Source organism: Pseudomonas sp. PA-7-1E, assembly GCF_021605325.1.
Taxonomy (GTDB): Bacteria; Pseudomonadota; Gammaproteobacteria; order Pseudomonadales; family Pseudomonadaceae; genus Aquipseudomonas; species Aquipseudomonas fluorescens_BV.
This window is the reverse complement of the sequence record NZ_WKFA01000038.1, coordinates 36,583-51,758: the sequence shown is the minus strand read 5'-3', so window position 1 is coordinate 51,758 and position 15,176 is coordinate 36,583. Positions and strand designations below refer to the sequence as shown.

The 15,176-nt window shown below is 55.6% G+C and carries 15 protein-coding genes and 1 pseudogene; 13 read left to right on the top strand and 3 right to left on the bottom strand.

The annotated features are described in order from the left end of the window. The coding region (locus GIW79_RS20870) for a hypothetical protein (RefSeq protein WP_236477409.1) at positions 1 to 593 on the top strand (593 nt) is incomplete at its 5' end. A 59-nt stretch (positions 594 to 652) separates the two neighbouring features. Here GIW79_RS20870 and GIW79_RS20865 read toward each other — a convergent pair. The 3 genes and pseudogenes from GIW79_RS20865 to GIW79_RS20855 all read right to left on the bottom strand — a co-directional run. Then, complete coding sequence (locus GIW79_RS20865) at positions 653 to 1,531, bottom strand: hypothetical protein (protein ID WP_034004180.1); 879 nt, start codon at positions 1,529 to 1,531, stop codon at positions 653 to 655. Between the two features lie 1,126 nt (positions 1,532 to 2,657). After that, positions 2,658 to 3,020 (bottom strand): hypothetical protein, encoded by a 363-nt coding sequence (locus GIW79_RS20860; RefSeq protein WP_152612749.1) that lies wholly within the window; start codon positions 3,018 to 3,020, stop codon positions 2,658 to 2,660. Between the two features lie 186 nt (positions 3,021 to 3,206). Then, positions 3,207 to 3,539 (bottom strand): annotated as a pseudogene (locus GIW79_RS20855) (DNA-3-methyladenine glycosylase); the annotation flags it as partial. 175 nt (positions 3,540 to 3,714) lie between these two features. On the opposite strand from GIW79_RS20855, the gene GIW79_RS20850 reads away from it, so the two are divergent. The 12 genes from GIW79_RS20850 (at position 3,715) to lipA (ending at position 15,125) form a co-directional block, all read left to right on the top strand. Then, on the top strand, positions 3,715 to 4,980 hold the full coding sequence (locus GIW79_RS20850; protein ID WP_034126904.1) for a glutamate-5-semialdehyde dehydrogenase: 1,266 nt from the start codon (positions 3,715 to 3,717) through the stop codon (positions 4,978 to 4,980). Continuing rightward, entirely contained in the window at positions 4,980 to 5,624 is a 645-nt protein-coding gene (gene nadD, locus GIW79_RS20845; RefSeq protein WP_003194480.1) for a nicotinate-nucleotide adenylyltransferase, read from the top strand. Before GIW79_RS20850 ends, nadD begins: the two co-directional genes overlap by 1 nt. Positions 5,625 to 5,690: 66 nt before the next feature. Then, a complete protein-coding gene (gene rsfS, locus GIW79_RS20840; protein ID WP_003176298.1) occupies positions 5,691 to 6,185 on the top strand; it encodes a ribosome silencing factor in 495 nt (164 codons plus the stop codon). A 9-nt stretch (positions 6,186 to 6,194) separates the two neighbouring features. Next, the gene (gene rlmH, locus GIW79_RS20835) at positions 6,195 to 6,662 is read left to right on the top strand and encodes a 23S rRNA (pseudouridine(1915)-N(3))-methyltransferase RlmH (protein WP_236454483.1); all 468 of its coding nucleotides are present in this window, start codon (positions 6,195 to 6,197) and stop codon (positions 6,660 to 6,662) included. A 15-nt stretch (positions 6,663 to 6,677) separates the two neighbouring features. Continuing rightward, complete coding sequence (mrdA, locus tag GIW79_RS20830; protein WP_034126905.1) at positions 6,678 to 8,576, top strand: penicillin-binding protein 2; 1,899 nt, start codon at positions 6,678 to 6,680, stop codon at positions 8,574 to 8,576. A 31-nt stretch (positions 8,577 to 8,607) separates the two neighbouring features. After that, the gene (gene rodA / locus GIW79_RS20825) at positions 8,608 to 9,711 is read left to right on the top strand and encodes a rod shape-determining protein RodA (protein WP_044268991.1); all 1,104 of its coding nucleotides are present in this window, start codon (positions 8,608 to 8,610) and stop codon (positions 9,709 to 9,711) included. A gap of 17 nt (positions 9,712 to 9,728) precedes the next feature. Then, positions 9,729 to 10,739 (top strand): lytic murein transglycosylase B, encoded by a 1,011-nt coding sequence (mltB, locus tag GIW79_RS20820; protein WP_054896188.1) that lies wholly within the window; start codon positions 9,729 to 9,731, stop codon positions 10,737 to 10,739. Continuing rightward, on the top strand, positions 10,739 to 11,743 hold the full coding sequence (locus GIW79_RS20815) for a septal ring lytic transglycosylase RlpA family protein (protein ID WP_236454480.1): 1,005 nt from the start codon (positions 10,739 to 10,741) through the stop codon (positions 11,741 to 11,743). Before mltB ends, GIW79_RS20815 begins: the two co-directional genes overlap by 1 nt. 183 nt (positions 11,744 to 11,926) lie before the next feature. Beyond that, a complete protein-coding gene (locus GIW79_RS20810) occupies positions 11,927 to 13,084 on the top strand; it encodes a D-alanyl-D-alanine carboxypeptidase family protein (RefSeq protein ID WP_003194468.1) in 1,158 nt (385 codons plus the stop codon). A gap of 85 nt (positions 13,085 to 13,169) precedes the next feature. Continuing rightward, complete coding sequence (locus GIW79_RS20805; RefSeq protein WP_005791752.1) at positions 13,170 to 13,451, top strand: DUF493 domain-containing protein; 282 nt, start codon at positions 13,170 to 13,172, stop codon at positions 13,449 to 13,451. After that, positions 13,451 to 14,098: a lipoyl(octanoyl) transferase LipB gene (gene lipB, locus GIW79_RS20800; RefSeq protein WP_034126907.1), complete on the top strand. Its 648-nt coding sequence runs from the start codon at positions 13,451 to 13,453 to the stop codon at positions 14,096 to 14,098. Before GIW79_RS20805 ends, lipB begins: the two co-directional genes overlap by 1 nt. A gap of 25 nt (positions 14,099 to 14,123) precedes the next feature. After that, positions 14,124 to 15,125, top strand: coding sequence for a lipoyl synthase (lipA, locus tag GIW79_RS20795; protein WP_161793230.1), 1,002 nt, complete (start codon positions 14,124 to 14,126; stop codon positions 15,123 to 15,125). Positions 15,126 to 15,176 lie beyond the last annotated feature (51 nt).

The following is a 15,176-nucleotide window of genomic DNA, read 5'->3' as shown; positions in this document are numbered from 1 at the left end:
GTATTGAAGAGCTTGAAGCCCTTAGTAAAGAATTAAAACAAAAGGCTGAAGATAAAGCTAGATTAGACAAAGACCTTAAAAGAATTTTAGGTGCTAATCGTATCTATAAAACTGAAAATGAACAACTAAAAACCACCAACGAAGAGCTTGGCTTGAAGATTGATGATGGTAAAAAAGAAGTTAATGCCATTGTTGATAACATTCTTATATTGCAGCAAAACGAAGATAAGCTAGTTTCTTCAATAAGTTCAAAAACTGATGAAATCAACGAGCTTGATATTAAAATCGAAGATAAAAGAACCTATTATGAAAGACTTACAGACGCGTTTTCATCTGTTAAAAACTTCGTTGAGGCTTGTATTAATCGTAGTATCAATTACCAACAGTCAAAACCTAACAAAGCACAACTTGATAAAATAAACGACCAATTAAAGTTAATGCATAAAGAACTTGATTCGCCTGATGGTCAAAAATACATCAATGAGTTTTTAGATGTTCAAGAAGTTGAACTTGAAAAAAATGATATTCCTGTAAAGTTTGAAGGTGGCTTTTTGGGTAAAAAGAAGAACAGATTAGCCAAAATCAAGACGTGATTTTTTATAGCAGATAAATAATAAAAGCCCTATGGGCTTTTTTGTATTGCATGACCTCATTAAAAAGGCAACTCTTCATCGAACTCTTCAAACGATATTTTTTCTTTAGTTTGAATTTCTTCTTTTGGTTCAGGTAATGGCTTCGCTCTTCTTTTTTCAAATTCAATTTCATAGCCAGATAATTCACGACCATCTTTAATGACTTTTACACTTTTCAAATACCCAATATTTATCAGTTCATCATGTGCTTTTTTTATGTATTCATACGCCTTTTTCTTGACAGAAAAATCAGCCTGCAACCTTTGTAGCACTTCGTCAATTTTGAATTTAACACTATCATTAAATCTATTTGTGAAATAGAACATATACAATATTTTTGCATAGTCGCCTTTGATTTCTTTAAATTGGTCAAGTTGGAGATTGAAAATCAAATCAGGGTCATGCTTGTAGAAGTTCTCAAAAAACTTGCTGAAAGTTATCTTTATCTCTTCTCTATTTTCTTCATTTTCTTCAACATGGGTCAATAAATGGCATTTGTATGTTTTAGGGCCGTATGAAAACTTTAAGTAAAAATCAAGCATGTTATCAAGCGACTGCTTTAATTTCTCTATGTAAACCTTCTTGTTGCTAGGGTGAACCTTGTGGAACTTCATAAAGTGGGTAAGGTTAATTGTGAATGACAGTTTTTCGGATTTCATCTTTTTTTGAAGAATGTAATAAAAAACGTCAAAATCAAAGCCTACTGACAAAGGATAGAAACGCATTTCTACATTCTTAAACCCATAAATATTCTCAATTTTTAACGTTGTTCTCTTTCGCTCGCTGTTCTTGACGGATTGAAAGATAGGTAGGTGAAGAATTGACTTTGCAAAAGTCATGTATGTATCTTGTGCATAAATCTTTTTTTTGGTTTCAATCTGGTTGAATATTAGCTGCATAGCGTCTCCTTTTTATTGTTCTACTAATACTATCTAATCATAGTATTTTAATAAGTCAACAGAACAACGCTAGAACTTTTATTTAGCATGATAATGCTACATATTACGCTGGGCCTATTCACATATAACGCTGGACCTATTTACATATTACGCTGGGCCTATCATCATATTACGCTGGGCCTTTATGCATATAACGCTGGGCCTATTAGCCTGATTTTTGGCTTGGAAACAGTAAAAAATAACTACCTTAAATACTCTTAAGGACTCTTAAATACTCTTAAATACTTTTACAATCAAAATCAAAAGCCATGCCCCGTTCGGGGCGAAAAGTCAAAAGCATCTGGGAAAGGCGAACGAAGTTCGCAGATTTGAAGAGCGAAGCGAAGCAAATCATAAAACGAAGTTTTTCCAGTGCTTTACTACCGCGTGTGTGACACTTTGAAAATTATAAACCCCTTGCCCTATTGGGTTGAACTGGGAATAAAGTCAAAAGCATCTGGTAGCTTCGCTTTTAGAAAAGCAACGAAATGCTTTTGAAAATACAACTCACGCAAATGACGTTTTTAAAGGGGGTAAGCGTTTTACGCTACCCTAATATCAATTAACTGAAATCATGGGTCTTATGCTTGTTTTTGTGAGTTGTGTTTTATTTTTAAATCGAGTGGTAGGGTTTGAATATTTTCATTTTTTTGGGTGACCCACCCCCACGTTCGAGAATGAAATTAAACTGGGAGAGATTTTTAGGTTTCTCGATGCTTTTTGTTGAAGTGGTTAGTTGCAAAACTCAATTAAGAAAAAGTTAAATAAGGTTGACCCGTAAATGTGAATAAGGTCGGACTATAAATATATTTTCGATTTGCTATTGACAACGTTTTTTGCCGTATATAAGCCATTAATTGATGGTTAGAAAAATCAAACTATCAATAATTTCATGTAAAGTTATGAAAAAACTTTTAGATTTTTTTTGAAAATAGCATTTTAATGCTTGCAGTGCGAAGATGAGATTTGTGGTTGTAAAAGACTTGTTTTTGATTTAGCACAAATTTCACTTTTGAAAATTTATATGTGCTCAATTTTTATACTTGAACAAGTTCAAGCACAAAAATCGACCTTGCAAGTAAATGTGTTACATCTTGTCTTTTGTAGATAGAACAGAATTTGATAGCTCTGCATGCACGTAATCCCAGACTTCTTTCGAGATTAAACCTCGACTTAAAAAATATTCAGCAGCAAGTAGCAGTCTTGGCGTGATTTGCTTTGCTTCTTGTATTTGGTCATGAACTGCTAATTTTGCACAATATCTAGCCGCAACTTTTATTGCGACCTCTTCATCACTTATCTCATTACGAACCGCTTCACTAACTATGCTTTTATATTCCGAAACCAAAATAAAATTTGGATTTAATTCGCTTTCAATTTTGTAGTCTTTCCGCAGTATATGTTTGACAATATCGTAATGCTTTTGCCTTTTTGTAAAAAAACTAAACATTTCAGTTGCCCTGCACAAAAAAACGAACCGATTCGTTAATTATATTTCACAGCAAAGCATTTTGCCATCACTTCGTGGTCACTTCTTGTTAGCATTTTCTACATCACACAGTTAAATCTAAATGGTAATTATTCTAATGCTTCTTATATGCCGTTATGATTCGAGGGATAAAGAACAGTTAAATCACAGGTAAATCATGGACGTGTTGATCAGCACGGCATTACCCGGGCCGTGGGCGCTGAAGTTCAACGAATCACCGCCACGGGCGTAGTACATGTAGATATGGCCACCATCCAGAAACAAAGCCTTACGCTTTTCTGTGTAGCCGAGTGAGGCGTGGCTGCCTTTTTCGGCCACGTAATAGGCTTCGGTTTCAATAATTCGCGCCGAAAGCCAGAGATCGCCCACACGATGACGAATGACTTTTCCGAGTAATTCACGCGCAAGCAGTTGGGCATCGCGGTCGAAGAAGCTATCGGGCAGCGGGCTGGCGGGGAGCAGCGGGGGGAAGTCGGGCATGGCGGTCAAGGGTTGATACGGCTAAATGTGACCGAATCATAACAACTCTCACCTTAATTACGGCTGAACCTGGGGTTTTTACAGTTCATTTCGACCATCCGCCCCTCACCGCTGTCAGTCGGGCGGCGTCACAGCTATAATCTGCCGCTTTCCTCTTTGCCAAGACTCCCTGACCATGACTGAGTCCGTTCTTGACTACATGACCCGCCTGGGTCGCGCTGCCCGGCAGGCCTCGCGGTTGATCGCCCGTGCGAGCACCGCGCAGAAGAACCGTGCGCTGCTGGCGGCTGCGGATGCTCTGGATGCTTCGCGCTCCGAGTTGACCGCCGCCAACGAGCTGGACCTGGCCAATGGGCGCGCTAACGGCCTGGAGCCAGCCCTGCTGGACCGCCTGGCGCTGACCCCGGCACGTATCGACGACATGATCGAAGGCCTGCGTCAGGTGGCCAAGCTGCCTGACCCCATCGGTGAAATTCGCGACATGCGCTACCTGCCGTCCGGCATCCAGGTGGGCAAGATGCGCGTGCCCCTGGGCGTGATCGGCATCATCTATGAGTCGCGTCCGAACGTGACCATCGACGCCGCGAGCCTGTGCCTTAAGTCTGGCAACGCCACTATCCTGCGTGGCGGTTCCGAAGCGATCAATTCCAACCGCGCCATCGCCGCCTGCATCCAGCAGGGCCTGGCCGTGGCCGAGTTGCCGGCTGAAGTGGTGCAAGTAGTGGAAACCACCGACCGTGCTGCCGTGGGCGCGCTGATCACCATGCCGGAATTCGTCGACGTGATCGTGCCGCGGGGTGGCAAGAGCCTGATCGAGCGCGTCAGCCGTGATGCCAAGGTGCCAGTTATCAAGCACCTGGACGGCGTCTGCCATGTGTTCATCGACATCGCCGCCGACCTCGACAAGGCGATTCGCATTGCCGACAACGCCAAGACCCACCGCTACGCGCCGTGCAACACCATGGAAACCCTGCTGGTGCACGCTGGCATTGCCGAGCGTGTGCTGCCGCCGCTGGCCGCCATCTACCGTGACAAGTCGGTAGAGCTGCGCGGTTGCGAGCGCACCCGTGCGCTGCTGGGTGCGGACGTCATCGAGGCGACCGAGCAGGACTGGTACACCGAGTACACGGCCCCGATCCTGTCGATCCGCATCGTCGACGATCTGGACCAGGCCATCGAACACATCAATACCTATGGCTCCAAGCACACCGACGCCATCGTTTCCGAGCATTTCAGCGATGCCCGGCGTTTCCTCAACGAAGTGGATTCCGCTTCGGTGATGGTCAACGCCTCGACGCGTTTTGCCGACGGCTTCGAGTACGGCCTGGGGGCTGAGATCGGTATTTCCACCGACAAGCTCCACGCACGCGGCCCGGTGGGCCTCGAAGGGCTGACCAGTGAGAAGTACGTGGTGTTTGGCGACGGTCATGTGCGCACTTGATGACTAAACGCATCGGGCTGCTCGGCGGTACTTTCGACCCCGTGCACATCGGCCATTTGCGCAGTGCCCTCGAAGTTGCGGATGCCCTTGCGCTGGATGAGCTGCGCCTGCTGCCCAATTTCCGGCCGCCCCATCGCGACACGCCGCAGGTGGCCGCCGAGCAACGCCTGGAAATGGTGCGTGTTGCCGTGGAAGGTATATCGCCGCTGGTGGTGGACGATCGCGAACTCAAGCGCGATAAACCGTCCTACACTATCGACACCCTGGAGCTGATGCGCGCCGAATTGGCCGCGGATGACCCACTGTTTCTGCTTTTGGGCTGGGACGCATTTTGCGGCCTGCCCTCTTGGCACCGCTGGGAGGAACTCCTCCAGCATTGCCACATCCTGGTTTTGCAACGCCCGGATGCCGACAGCGAACCGCCGGATGCCTTGCGCAACCTGCTGGCCGCGCGGTCGGTAAGTGACCCCTTGGCCCTGACCGGGCCGAACGGGAATATTGCATTCGTCTGGCAGACCCCGCTTGCGGTGTCCGCCACCCAGATCCGTCAACTGCTGGCCAGCGGGAAGTCGGTACGTTTCCTGGTGCCTGACGCGGTCCTGGCCTACATCGATGCGCACGGGCTTTACCGTGCGTCGAACTGAAAAGGCGCGCTTGAACGCACGAACCGTGCAGCAAGCGCCCGAACATACGAGCAAAACGAGTTTTATATGACGAACAAAGACGTAAGCAAAGTTAAGCGCAAAGGCACCTTCAAAAGCGCGCCGCTGCCGGTTGAAGCCCATGTCGGCCCGGAATTGGCTGGCGAAGAGCTGGTGAAAGTCGCCGTGGCTGCCCTGGAAGACGTTAAAGCCCAGGACATCCAGGTGCTGGACGTGCGCGACAAGCAGAGCATCACCGACTTCATGATCATCGCCACCGGTACCTCCAACCGCCAGATCGGCGCGATGCTGGACAAGGTTCGCGAAGCCGTCAAAGCCCAGGGCGTCAAGCCACTGGGTGAAGAAGGCAAGGGCGACAGCGACTGGGTGCTACTGGACATGGACGATGTGATCGTTCACATGATGACCTCCAATGCTCGCCAGTTCTACGACCTGGAACGTCTGTGGAAAGGCGCCGAGCAGAGCCGTGCCGCCGATGGCAAGCACCACAGCCCGGAAGTGGGCCACGCGCACTTCGACAAGCTCAACAAAGACCAGGAATAAGGAACGGCTGTGCGCCTGCGTCTGATCGCTGTCGGTTCACGCATGCCCAAGTGGGTGGAAGAAGGCTGGCACGAATATGCCAAGCGTCTGCCCGCTGAGCTGTCGCTTGAGCTGGTGGAAATACCGCTCAATACCCGGGGCAAGAACGCCGACGTGGCGGGCTTTATCCGTCAGGAAGGCGAAGCCATGCTGGCCAAGGTCGGCCCCAATGAGCGCATCGTCACCCTTGAAGTGCACGGCAAGCCCTGGAGCACCGAGCAACTGGCGGTGGAACTGGATCGCTGGCGCCTGGATTCGCGCACGGTCAATTTCATGGTCGGCGGCCCGGAAGGGCTGGCGCCGGAAGTCTGTGCGCGGGCCGATCAGCGCTGGTCGCTGTCGGCGCTGACGTTGCCGCACCCGTTGGTAAGGATTCTGATCGGTGAACAGCTGTATCGCGCCTGGACAGTTCTGTCCGGGCACCCTTACCACAAATAGTCTGCGCCGCCCCCGATGACCCAGCCGATCCGCATCAAGGACCACGAGAAAGACGCACGTCTGGTACGCGCGCGGGTGGTGTTCGGTGCTGTCTTGGTGGTGGTGCTGATGTGCGTGCTGATTGCGCGGCTGTATTTCCTCCAGGTGATCCAGTACGACTATCACTCCACGCTGTCGGAAAACAACCGGGTGCATGTGCAGCCGATTCCCCCGACCCGTGGCCTGATTTTCGACCGCAATGGCGTAGTGGTTGCCGATAACCGGCCCAGCTTCAGCCTGAGCATGACCCGTGAACGCTCCGGCGACTGGAAGCAGGTCCTGGATGTCATCGTCGAGGTGCTGCAACTGACGCCGGAAGACCGGGCCGTCTTCGAGAAGCGCATGCGGCAGGGGCGCCGGCCGTTCGAGCCGGTGCCGATCCTGTTCGAGCTGACCGAAGAGCAGATCGCCCGTATTGCGGTGAACCAGTTCCGCCTGCCGGGTGTGGAAGTGGTGGCGCAGTTGGTGCGGCATTACCCGCAAGGGCCGCACTTTGCCCACTCCGTTGGCTACATGGGGCGGATCAACGAGAAAGAGCTGAAAACCCTCGACCCGATCAACTACAGCGGCACCCATCACATCGGCAAAACCGGTATCGAGCGCTTCTACGAGGCCGAGTTGCATGGCCAGGTAGGTAACGAGGAAGTCGAGACCAATGCGCGTGGTCGCGTATTGCGCGTGCTCAAGCGCACCGATCCGGTGCCTGGCAAGGACATTGTCCTGAGTCTGGACATCAAGTTGCAGGAAGCTGCCGAGATGGCCCTGGGCGGTCGGCGGGGTGCCGTAGTGGCGCTGGACCCGAAGACTGGCGAAGTGCTGGCGATGGTCAGCCAGCCCAGCTTCGACCCCAACCCGTTTGTGACTGGCATCAGCTTCAAGGCCTACGCCGAGCTGCGTGATTCCATCGACCGGCCACTGTTCAACCGTGTGTTGCGCGGCCTGTACCCACCGGGCTCGACCATCAAGCCGGCGGTTGCGATTGCCGGCCTGGATGCTGGCGTGGTCACGGCCTCAAGCCGGGTGTACGACCCTGGCTACTACATGCTGCCCAACTACGACCACAAGTACCGTAACTGGAACCGCTCCGGTGACGGCTATGTCGACCTGGACACCGCGATCATGCGCTCCAACGACACCTATTTTTACGACCTGGCCCATAAACTGGGAATTGATCGGCTGTCTGCCTACATGGGCAAGTTCGGCCTCGGTCAGAAAGTCTCCCTGGACATGTTCGAAGAATCCCCCGGCCTGATGCCGTCGCGGGAGTGGAAGCGTGCGACCCGCCGCCAGGCGTGGTTCCCTGGCGAAACGCTGATCCTGGGTATCGGCCAGGGCTATATGCAGGCCACTCCGCTGCAACTGGCCCAGGCCACGGCGCTGGTGGCGAACAAAGGCGTGTGGAATCGACCGCACCTGGCCAGGACCATCGAAGGCGAAAAGCCGGTGGACGACAATCCTATTCCTGACATTGTGCTGCGTGACCCGTCCGATTGGGCCAAGGTCAACCACGGCATGCAGCAGGTGATGCACGGCGCTCGCGGCACTGCGCGCAAAGCGGCAATTGGCGCTCAATACCGCATTGCCGGCAAAAGTGGTACCGCCCAAGTGGTCGCGATCAAGCAGGGCGAAAAGTATGACCGCTCCAAGGTGCAGGAACGCCACCGCGACCACGCCTTGTTTGTCGGCTTTGCCCCGGCGGAAGACCCGAAGATCGTGGTGGCAGTGATGGTCGAGAACGGCGAGTCCGGCTCCGGCGTCGCGGCCCCAGTGGTACGCCAGGTGATGGACGCCTGGCTGCTGGCCGACGATGGCCGGCTCAAGCCCGAGTATGGCGGCCCCCCTTCAAGCCCCGAGGTTACGGCCCGTGAAGAGTAATTTTGACCGCATCCTCTCCAGCGAAGATGTGATGCGTCGCCGTGCGACGTTGCTGCAACGCATGCACATTGATGGCCCCCTTCTGATCCTGCTGCTGACCCTGGCGGCCGGCAGCCTTTTTGTACTGTATTCGGCCAGCGGCAAGAACTGGGACCTGCTGATCAAGCAGGCGTCCTCGTTTGGCCTGGGCCTGCTGTCGATGGTGGTGATCGCCCAACTGGAGCCGCGTTTCATGGCGCGCTGGGTGCCCTTGGGGTATGTCGCCGGCGTGTTGTTGCTGGTGGTGGTGGACGTCATGGGCCACAACGCCATGGGCGCCACACGCTGGATCAACATCCCCGGTGTGATTCGCTTCCAGCCGTCGGAATTCATGAAGATCCTGATGCCCGCCACCATTGCCTGGTACCTGTCCAAGCGCACCTTGCCGCCGCAGCTCAAGCACGTGGCGATCAGCCTGATCCTGATCGGTGTGCCCTTTGTGTTGATCGTGCGCCAGCCGGACCTTGGCACCTCGTTATTGATCCTCGCCGGTGGGGCGTTCGTATTGTTCATGGGCGGCCTGCGCTGGCGCTGGATCCTCAGCGTGCTGGCAGCCGCCGTGCCCGTGGCCGTGGCCATGTGGTTCTTCTTCATGCACGACTACCAGAAGCAACGGATCCTGACGTTCCTCGACCCGGAGAGCGACCCGCTGGGTACTGGCTGGAACATCATCCAATCCAAGGCGGCCATCGGTTCCGGCGGGGTATTTGGCAAAGGATGGTTGCTGGGCACCCAGTCTCACCTGGACTTCTTGCCCGAGAGCCACACCGACTTCATCATCGCGGTGATGGGCGAAGAGTTCGGCCTGGTGGGCATTTGCGCGTTGTTGCTGATTTATCTGCTGTTGATTGGTCGCGGCCTGGTGATCACTGCCCAGGCGCAGACGCTGTTCGGCAAATTGCTCGCCGGCAGCCTGACCATGACTTTTTTTGTTTATGTTTTCGTCAACATCGGTATGGTCAGTGGCCTGCTGCCGGTGGTTGGGGTGCCGTTGCCATTCATTAGCTACGGCGGAACTTCGCTGGTGACATTGCTGTCAGCGTTTGGGGTTTTGATGTCGATTCATACGCATCGCAAGTGGATCGCACAGGTTTGAATAAGGTGAAGATGTCAATGCAAGTAATGCGCGGCTGGGCGACTCGGCATGCGACCTGGATGGGCCTGATCGGGCTGCTGGGTGCAACGCAAGAGGCGCAGGCCGGTGACTACGATGGCTCTCCCCAGGTTGCCGAATTTGTCGGTGAGCTGACCCGCGACTACGGTTTTGCCGGTGAGCAACTGATGGGCGTGTTTCGCGAAGCCCAGAAAAAGCAGGCGATCCTCGACGCCATCTCCCGGCCCGCCGAACGCGTCAAGCAGTGGAAGGACTATCGCCCGATGTTCCTCACTGATGCGCGCATCGCCCGCGGCGTGGATTTCTGGCGCCAGCACGAGGCGGTACTGGCCCGCGCCGAGCAGGAGTACGGCGTGCCGGCGCAGGTGATCGTCTCGATCATCGGCATCGAAACCTTCTACGGGCGCAACACCGGCAGCTACCGGGTGATCGATGCCTTGTCGACACTGGGCTTCGATTACCCGCCCCGCGCCGAGTTCTTCCGCAAGGAACTGCGCGAATTCCTGTTGCTGGCCCGCGAAGAGCAGGTCGACCCGCTGAGCCTCAAGGGCTCCTACGCCGGGGCGATGGGCTTGCCGCAGTTCATGCCGAGCAGCTTTCGCGCCTATGCGGTGGATTTCGACGGTGACGGGCACATCAATATCTGGAGCAACCCCGACGATGCCATCGGCAGCGTGGCCAGCTACTTCAAGCGCCACGGTTGGGTCGCCGGGGAGCCGGTGGTTATCCGCGCCGATGTCACGGGCGAGCGCGCCGACGAGGGCCTGACCCAAGGTATCGAACCGGTCAAGACCGTCGGGGAGTTGCGAGCGCTGGGCTGGTCGAGTCAGAATGCGCCACGCGACGACATGCCGGTGACGGCATTCCGCCTGGAAGGCGCAAATGGCCCTGAATACTGGATGGGCCTGAAGAATTTCTACGCAATCACGCGTTATAACCGCAGTGTGATGTACGCCATGGCCGTGCATCAGCTGTCAGATGAGCTGGTTCAAGCACGGGGCAACAAGTAATGCGGGTATCGCCGTTCAAAAAACCGCTCAAGCTGGTGGCGTTCGCCGCGTTGTCCTTGTTGCTAGCCAGTTGCTCCACCACCCCTAACCGTGCGCCGGCCAAGAAGGCGGGCGGTGCGGTGGTACGTGCCCAGCCGGGCCTGGACATCAACCGCGCGCACAAAGACGGCGCGCCGTGGTGGGATGTGGATGTGTCGAAAATCCCGGACGCCACGCCGACCCTGCACACCGGCCCGTACAAGGCCAACCCCTATACCGTGCTGGGCAAGAATTACTTCCCGCTGCAGGAATCCAAGACTTACGTGCAGTCGGGCACCGCGTCCTGGTACGGCACCAAGTTCCATGGCCAGAACACCGCCAACGGCGAAGTGTATGACCTGTATGGCATGAGCGCGGCCCACAAGACCCTGCCGCTGCCCAGCTATGTGCGCGTGACCAACCTGGACAACAATCGCACCGTGATCCTGCGGGTCAATGATCGTGGGCCGTTCTATTCGGACCGGATCATCGACTTGTCCTACGCGGCCGCCAAGAAACTCGGTTATGCCGAAACCGGCACCGCACGGGTCAAGGTCGAAGGCATCGATCCGGCGCAGTATTGGGCCCAGCGTGGCAAACCCGCGCCGTTGATGCTCAACGAACCGCCAACCCCGCAACCGCAAGTGACGGCCTCCACCGGCAAGATCGAGCAATGGACCCCGCCACCTGCGCAGCATGCGCCTGATACCGTGGTGGTACCTCACGCGGCAGCGGGCGCCTCCATGGCCGGTGGGCAATACCTGCAGGTCGGCGCTTTCGCCAACCCGGATGCGGCAGAACTGTTAAGGTCCAAGCTCAGCGGCATGGTCAGCGCGCCGGTCTTCATCAGTTCCATCGTGCGTAACCAGCAAACCTTGCACCGTGTACGCATGGGCCCTATCGGCTCGCCGAGCGAAGTGGCGCAAGTGCAGAACAGCGTGCGTCTGGCCAATCTGGGGCAACCCAGCGTGGTCACCGCAGAATAAGCAGTAACGGATTGATGGCTCAGACGCGCATGCGCGCTTGAACCCTGGTTGTTGGCTCGTTGAACAATAAAAACCCAGGGGCAAGGGGTGAGCGGGCAACCGAACACGTGACAGTCTGGAAGCGGGCTGTCTGAATAGTTTTGCCCGCGAGGGCAAGTTTCCATAAGCAATTTCGAGAGACGGATGAACATCACCACCTTAGCCAAACGTACGTGCCTGCTTATCTCGCTGATCATCACGCCAGCCGCCTGGGCGGTTGAAATGGTGCCGGCCTCCCCGCAACTGGCCGCCAAGTCGTGGGTCCTCATGGACGCCGCCAGTGGCAACGTGCTGGTCGAAAACGGCGGTGATGTACGCCTGCCGCCTGCCAGCCTGACCAAGCTGATGACCGCCTACATCGCGACCCTAGAAATCCGTCGCGGCCAGATCGGCGAAAACGACCCGGTTACCGTCAGCGAAAACGCCTGGCGTACCGGTGGTTCGCGGATGTTCATCAAGGTGGGTTCGCAAGTCACCGTGAGCGACCTGCTGCACGGCATCATCATCCAGTCCGGTAACGACGCCAGCGTCGCCCTGGCCGAGCACATCGCCGGCAGCGAAGACGCCTTCGCCGACATGATGAACAAAACCGCCGGTGAGCTGGGCATGACCAACAGCCACTTCATGAACCCGACCGGCCTGCCGAACCCAGAGCACTATTCGTCGGCTCATGACATGGCGATCCTGGCGCGCGCCATCATCCGCGTTGACCCGGTGCACTATGCGATCTACTCCCAGAAGGAATTCTTCTGGAACAACATCAAGCAGCCTAACCGCAACCTGTTGCTGTGGCGCGACAAGACCGTCGATGGCCTGAAGACCGGCCACACCGACGAAGCCGGCTACTGCATGGTGTCGTCCGCCGTACGTGATGGCCAGCGCCTGATCGCCGTGGTATTCGGCACCAACAGCGAGCAGGCCCGTGCGGCCGAGACGCAAAAACTGCTGACTTACGGCTTCCGCTTCTTCGAAACCCAGACCTTCTACCAGAAGGGTGCTGAGCTGGCGACCGCGCCGGTGTGGAAGGGCGCGACGTCGCAAGTCAAGGCCGGCCTGGCCGACGACCTGACCCTGACCATGCCTAAAGGCCAGCTGAAAAAGCTCGCCGCCAGCATGACCCTGAACCCGCAATTGGTTGCGCCAATCGCCAAGGGTGATGTGATCGGCAAGGTCGAAGTCAAGCTCGACGACAAGGTGGTGCACAGCGCCGACCTGATCGCGCTGGACGCTGTCGAGGAAGGTGGTATCTTCCGCCGCGTATGGGATAGCATCCGTCTATTCTTCTACGGCTTGTTCAACTGATTGTGTGCACCTGCAAAGCCCCGCGTTGATCCAACGCGGGGCTTTGCCCGTCGCCACGGCTTAGCGCTTACGAGGCTGTTCTGCCATGACCGATAAAGACGTAGAAGTAAAGGCGCCAAAGATCGAATTTCCTGTGACGGATTATCCCGTCAAGGTGATCAGCGATACCGGTGTCGGCCGCAAGGACAAGATTCTCGAGATCGTCAGGAAGCACGCGACGATCAACGACAACCGCGTGGACGAGCGCCAAAGCTCCACCGGCAAGTACACCACGATCCAGTTGCACATCGTTGCGACCGATCAAGACCAGCTCTACAACATCAACAGCGAACTGCGAGCCACCGGCTTCGTGCATATGGTGCTGTGATGTCGCAAGTCCTGGGCTTTCGCGAGCTCGGCCGGATGGCATACGAGCCGGTCTGGCATGCCATGCAGCGCTTTACCAATGAGCGCGGCACTTCGGCCCCGGATGAAATCTGGCTGGTAGAACACCCGCCGGTATTCACCCAAGGCCAGGCCGGCAAGGCCGAACACTTGCTGCTGCCGGGTGATATTCCGGTGGTGCAGGTCGACCGAGGGGGGCAAGTGACTTACCATGGGCCCGGTCAACTGGTGGCTTACCTGCTGCTGGACGTGCGCAAGCTGGGGTTTGGCGTGCGCGACCTGGTCAGCCGCATGGAGACGTGCCTGATCGAGCTGTTGGCCAGTTACGGCGTGACCGCCGTGGCCAAGCCCGATGCACCGGGTGTATACGTGGATGGCGCGAAAATCGCCTCCCTGGGGCTGCGCATTCGCCACGGTTGTTCCTTTCATGGCCTGGCCTTGAATGTGGACATGGACCTGGCGCCGTTCCGACGGATCAACCCGTGCGGTTACGCCGGGCTTGCGATGACCCAGTTGAGTGACCATGCAACATCCATAGAATTTGCCGAGGTAAGTGCCCGGCTGCGCGCGCAGCTCGTCAAACACCTCGACTATGCAGAGCAGACGACCCTGACGGGCGGAATCGATTGATATGACTACTGATGTTGTGCAAACCATGATCCCGACGCTGGACATCACTGAGCGTCCAGCCCCGGCCCCGCGTGCCAAGGTGGAAGCCGGCGTCAAGCTGCGCGGCGCCGAGAAGGTTGCACGCATCCCGGTCAAGATCATCCCGACCACCGAACTGCCGAAGAAACCTGACTGGATTCGCGTGCGCATCCCGGTTTCGCCGGAAGTCGACCGTATCAAGTCGCTGCTGCGCAAACACAAGTTGCACAGCGTATGCGAAGAAGCCTCCTGCCCGAACCTGGGCGAGTGCTTCTCTGGCGGCACCGCCACGTTCATGATCATGGGTGACATCTGCACCCGTCGCTGCCCGTTCTGCGACGTCGGCCACGGCCGTCCGAAGCCGTTGGACGTCAATGAGCCAGAAAGCCTGGCCATCGCCATCGCCGACCTGAAGCTCAAGTATGTGGTGATCACCTCGGTAGACCGCGACGACCTGCGTGACGGTGGTGCCCAGCACTTTGCCGACTGCATCCGCGAGATCCGCAAGCTGTCGCCGAACGTGATGCTCGAAACCCTGGTGCCGGACTACCGTGGCCGGATGGACGTCGCCCTGGACATCACCGCTGCCGAGCCGCCGGATGTGTTCAACCACAACCTGGAAACCGTGCCGCGCCTGTACAAGGCGGCGCGCCCGGGTTCGGACTACCAGTGGTCGCTGACCCTGCTGCAGAAATTCAAGCAGATGATGCCGCACATCCCGACCAAGTCCGGCTTGATGCTGGGCCTGGGTGAAACCGACGAAGAAGTCATCGAAGTCATGAAGCGCATGCGCGAACACGACATCGACATGCTGACCCTGGGCCAGTACCTGCAACCGTCCCGCAGCCACTTGCCGGTGCAGCGTTTCGTGCACCCGGACACCTTCGCCTGGTTCGCCGAGGAAGGCTACAAGATGGGCTTCAAGAACGTGGCCTCGGGCCCGTTGGTGCGGTCTTCGTACCACGCCGATGAGCAGGCCAAGCTGGTCAAGGCGAGCCTGGTTTCGTAAGCCGCTCCAGAATCAATGTGAAATGCGGGCTTGTGTGGGAGCTGGCTTGCC

Coding starts and splice junctions, on each gene's coding strand:
- GIW79_RS20815 (WP_236454480.1), top strand. CDS start 10,739: ATGCGGGTATCGCCGTTCAAAAAACCGCTCAAGCTGGTGGCGTTCGCC.
- lipA (WP_161793230.1), top strand. CDS start 14,124: ATGATCCCGACGCTGGACATCACTGAGCGTCCAGCCCCGGCCCCGCGT.
- GIW79_RS20805 (WP_005791752.1), top strand. CDS start 13,170: ATGACCGATAAAGACGTAGAAGTAAAGGCGCCAAAGATCGAATTTCCT.
- GIW79_RS20850 (WP_034126904.1), top strand. CDS start 3,715: ATGACTGAGTCCGTTCTTGACTACATGACCCGCCTGGGTCGCGCTGCC.
- GIW79_RS20860 (WP_152612749.1), bottom strand. CDS start 3,020: ATGTTTAGTTTTTTTACAAAAAGGCAAAAGCATTACGATATTGTCAAA.
- mltB (WP_054896188.1), top strand. CDS start 9,729: ATGCAAGTAATGCGCGGCTGGGCGACTCGGCATGCGACCTGGATGGGC.
- rodA (WP_044268991.1), top strand. CDS start 8,608: ATGCGTCGCCGTGCGACGTTGCTGCAACGCATGCACATTGATGGCCCC.
- lipB (WP_034126907.1), top strand. CDS start 13,451: ATGTCGCAAGTCCTGGGCTTTCGCGAGCTCGGCCGGATGGCATACGAG.
- GIW79_RS20865 (WP_034004180.1), bottom strand. CDS start 1,531: ATGCAGCTAATATTCAACCAGATTGAAACCAAAAAAAAGATTTATGCA.
- GIW79_RS20810 (WP_003194468.1), top strand. CDS start 11,927: ATGAACATCACCACCTTAGCCAAACGTACGTGCCTGCTTATCTCGCTG.
- nadD (WP_003194480.1), top strand. CDS start 4,980: ATGACTAAACGCATCGGGCTGCTCGGCGGTACTTTCGACCCCGTGCAC.
- rsfS (WP_003176298.1), top strand. CDS start 5,691: ATGACGAACAAAGACGTAAGCAAAGTTAAGCGCAAAGGCACCTTCAAA.
- mrdA (WP_034126905.1), top strand. CDS start 6,678: ATGACCCAGCCGATCCGCATCAAGGACCACGAGAAAGACGCACGTCTG.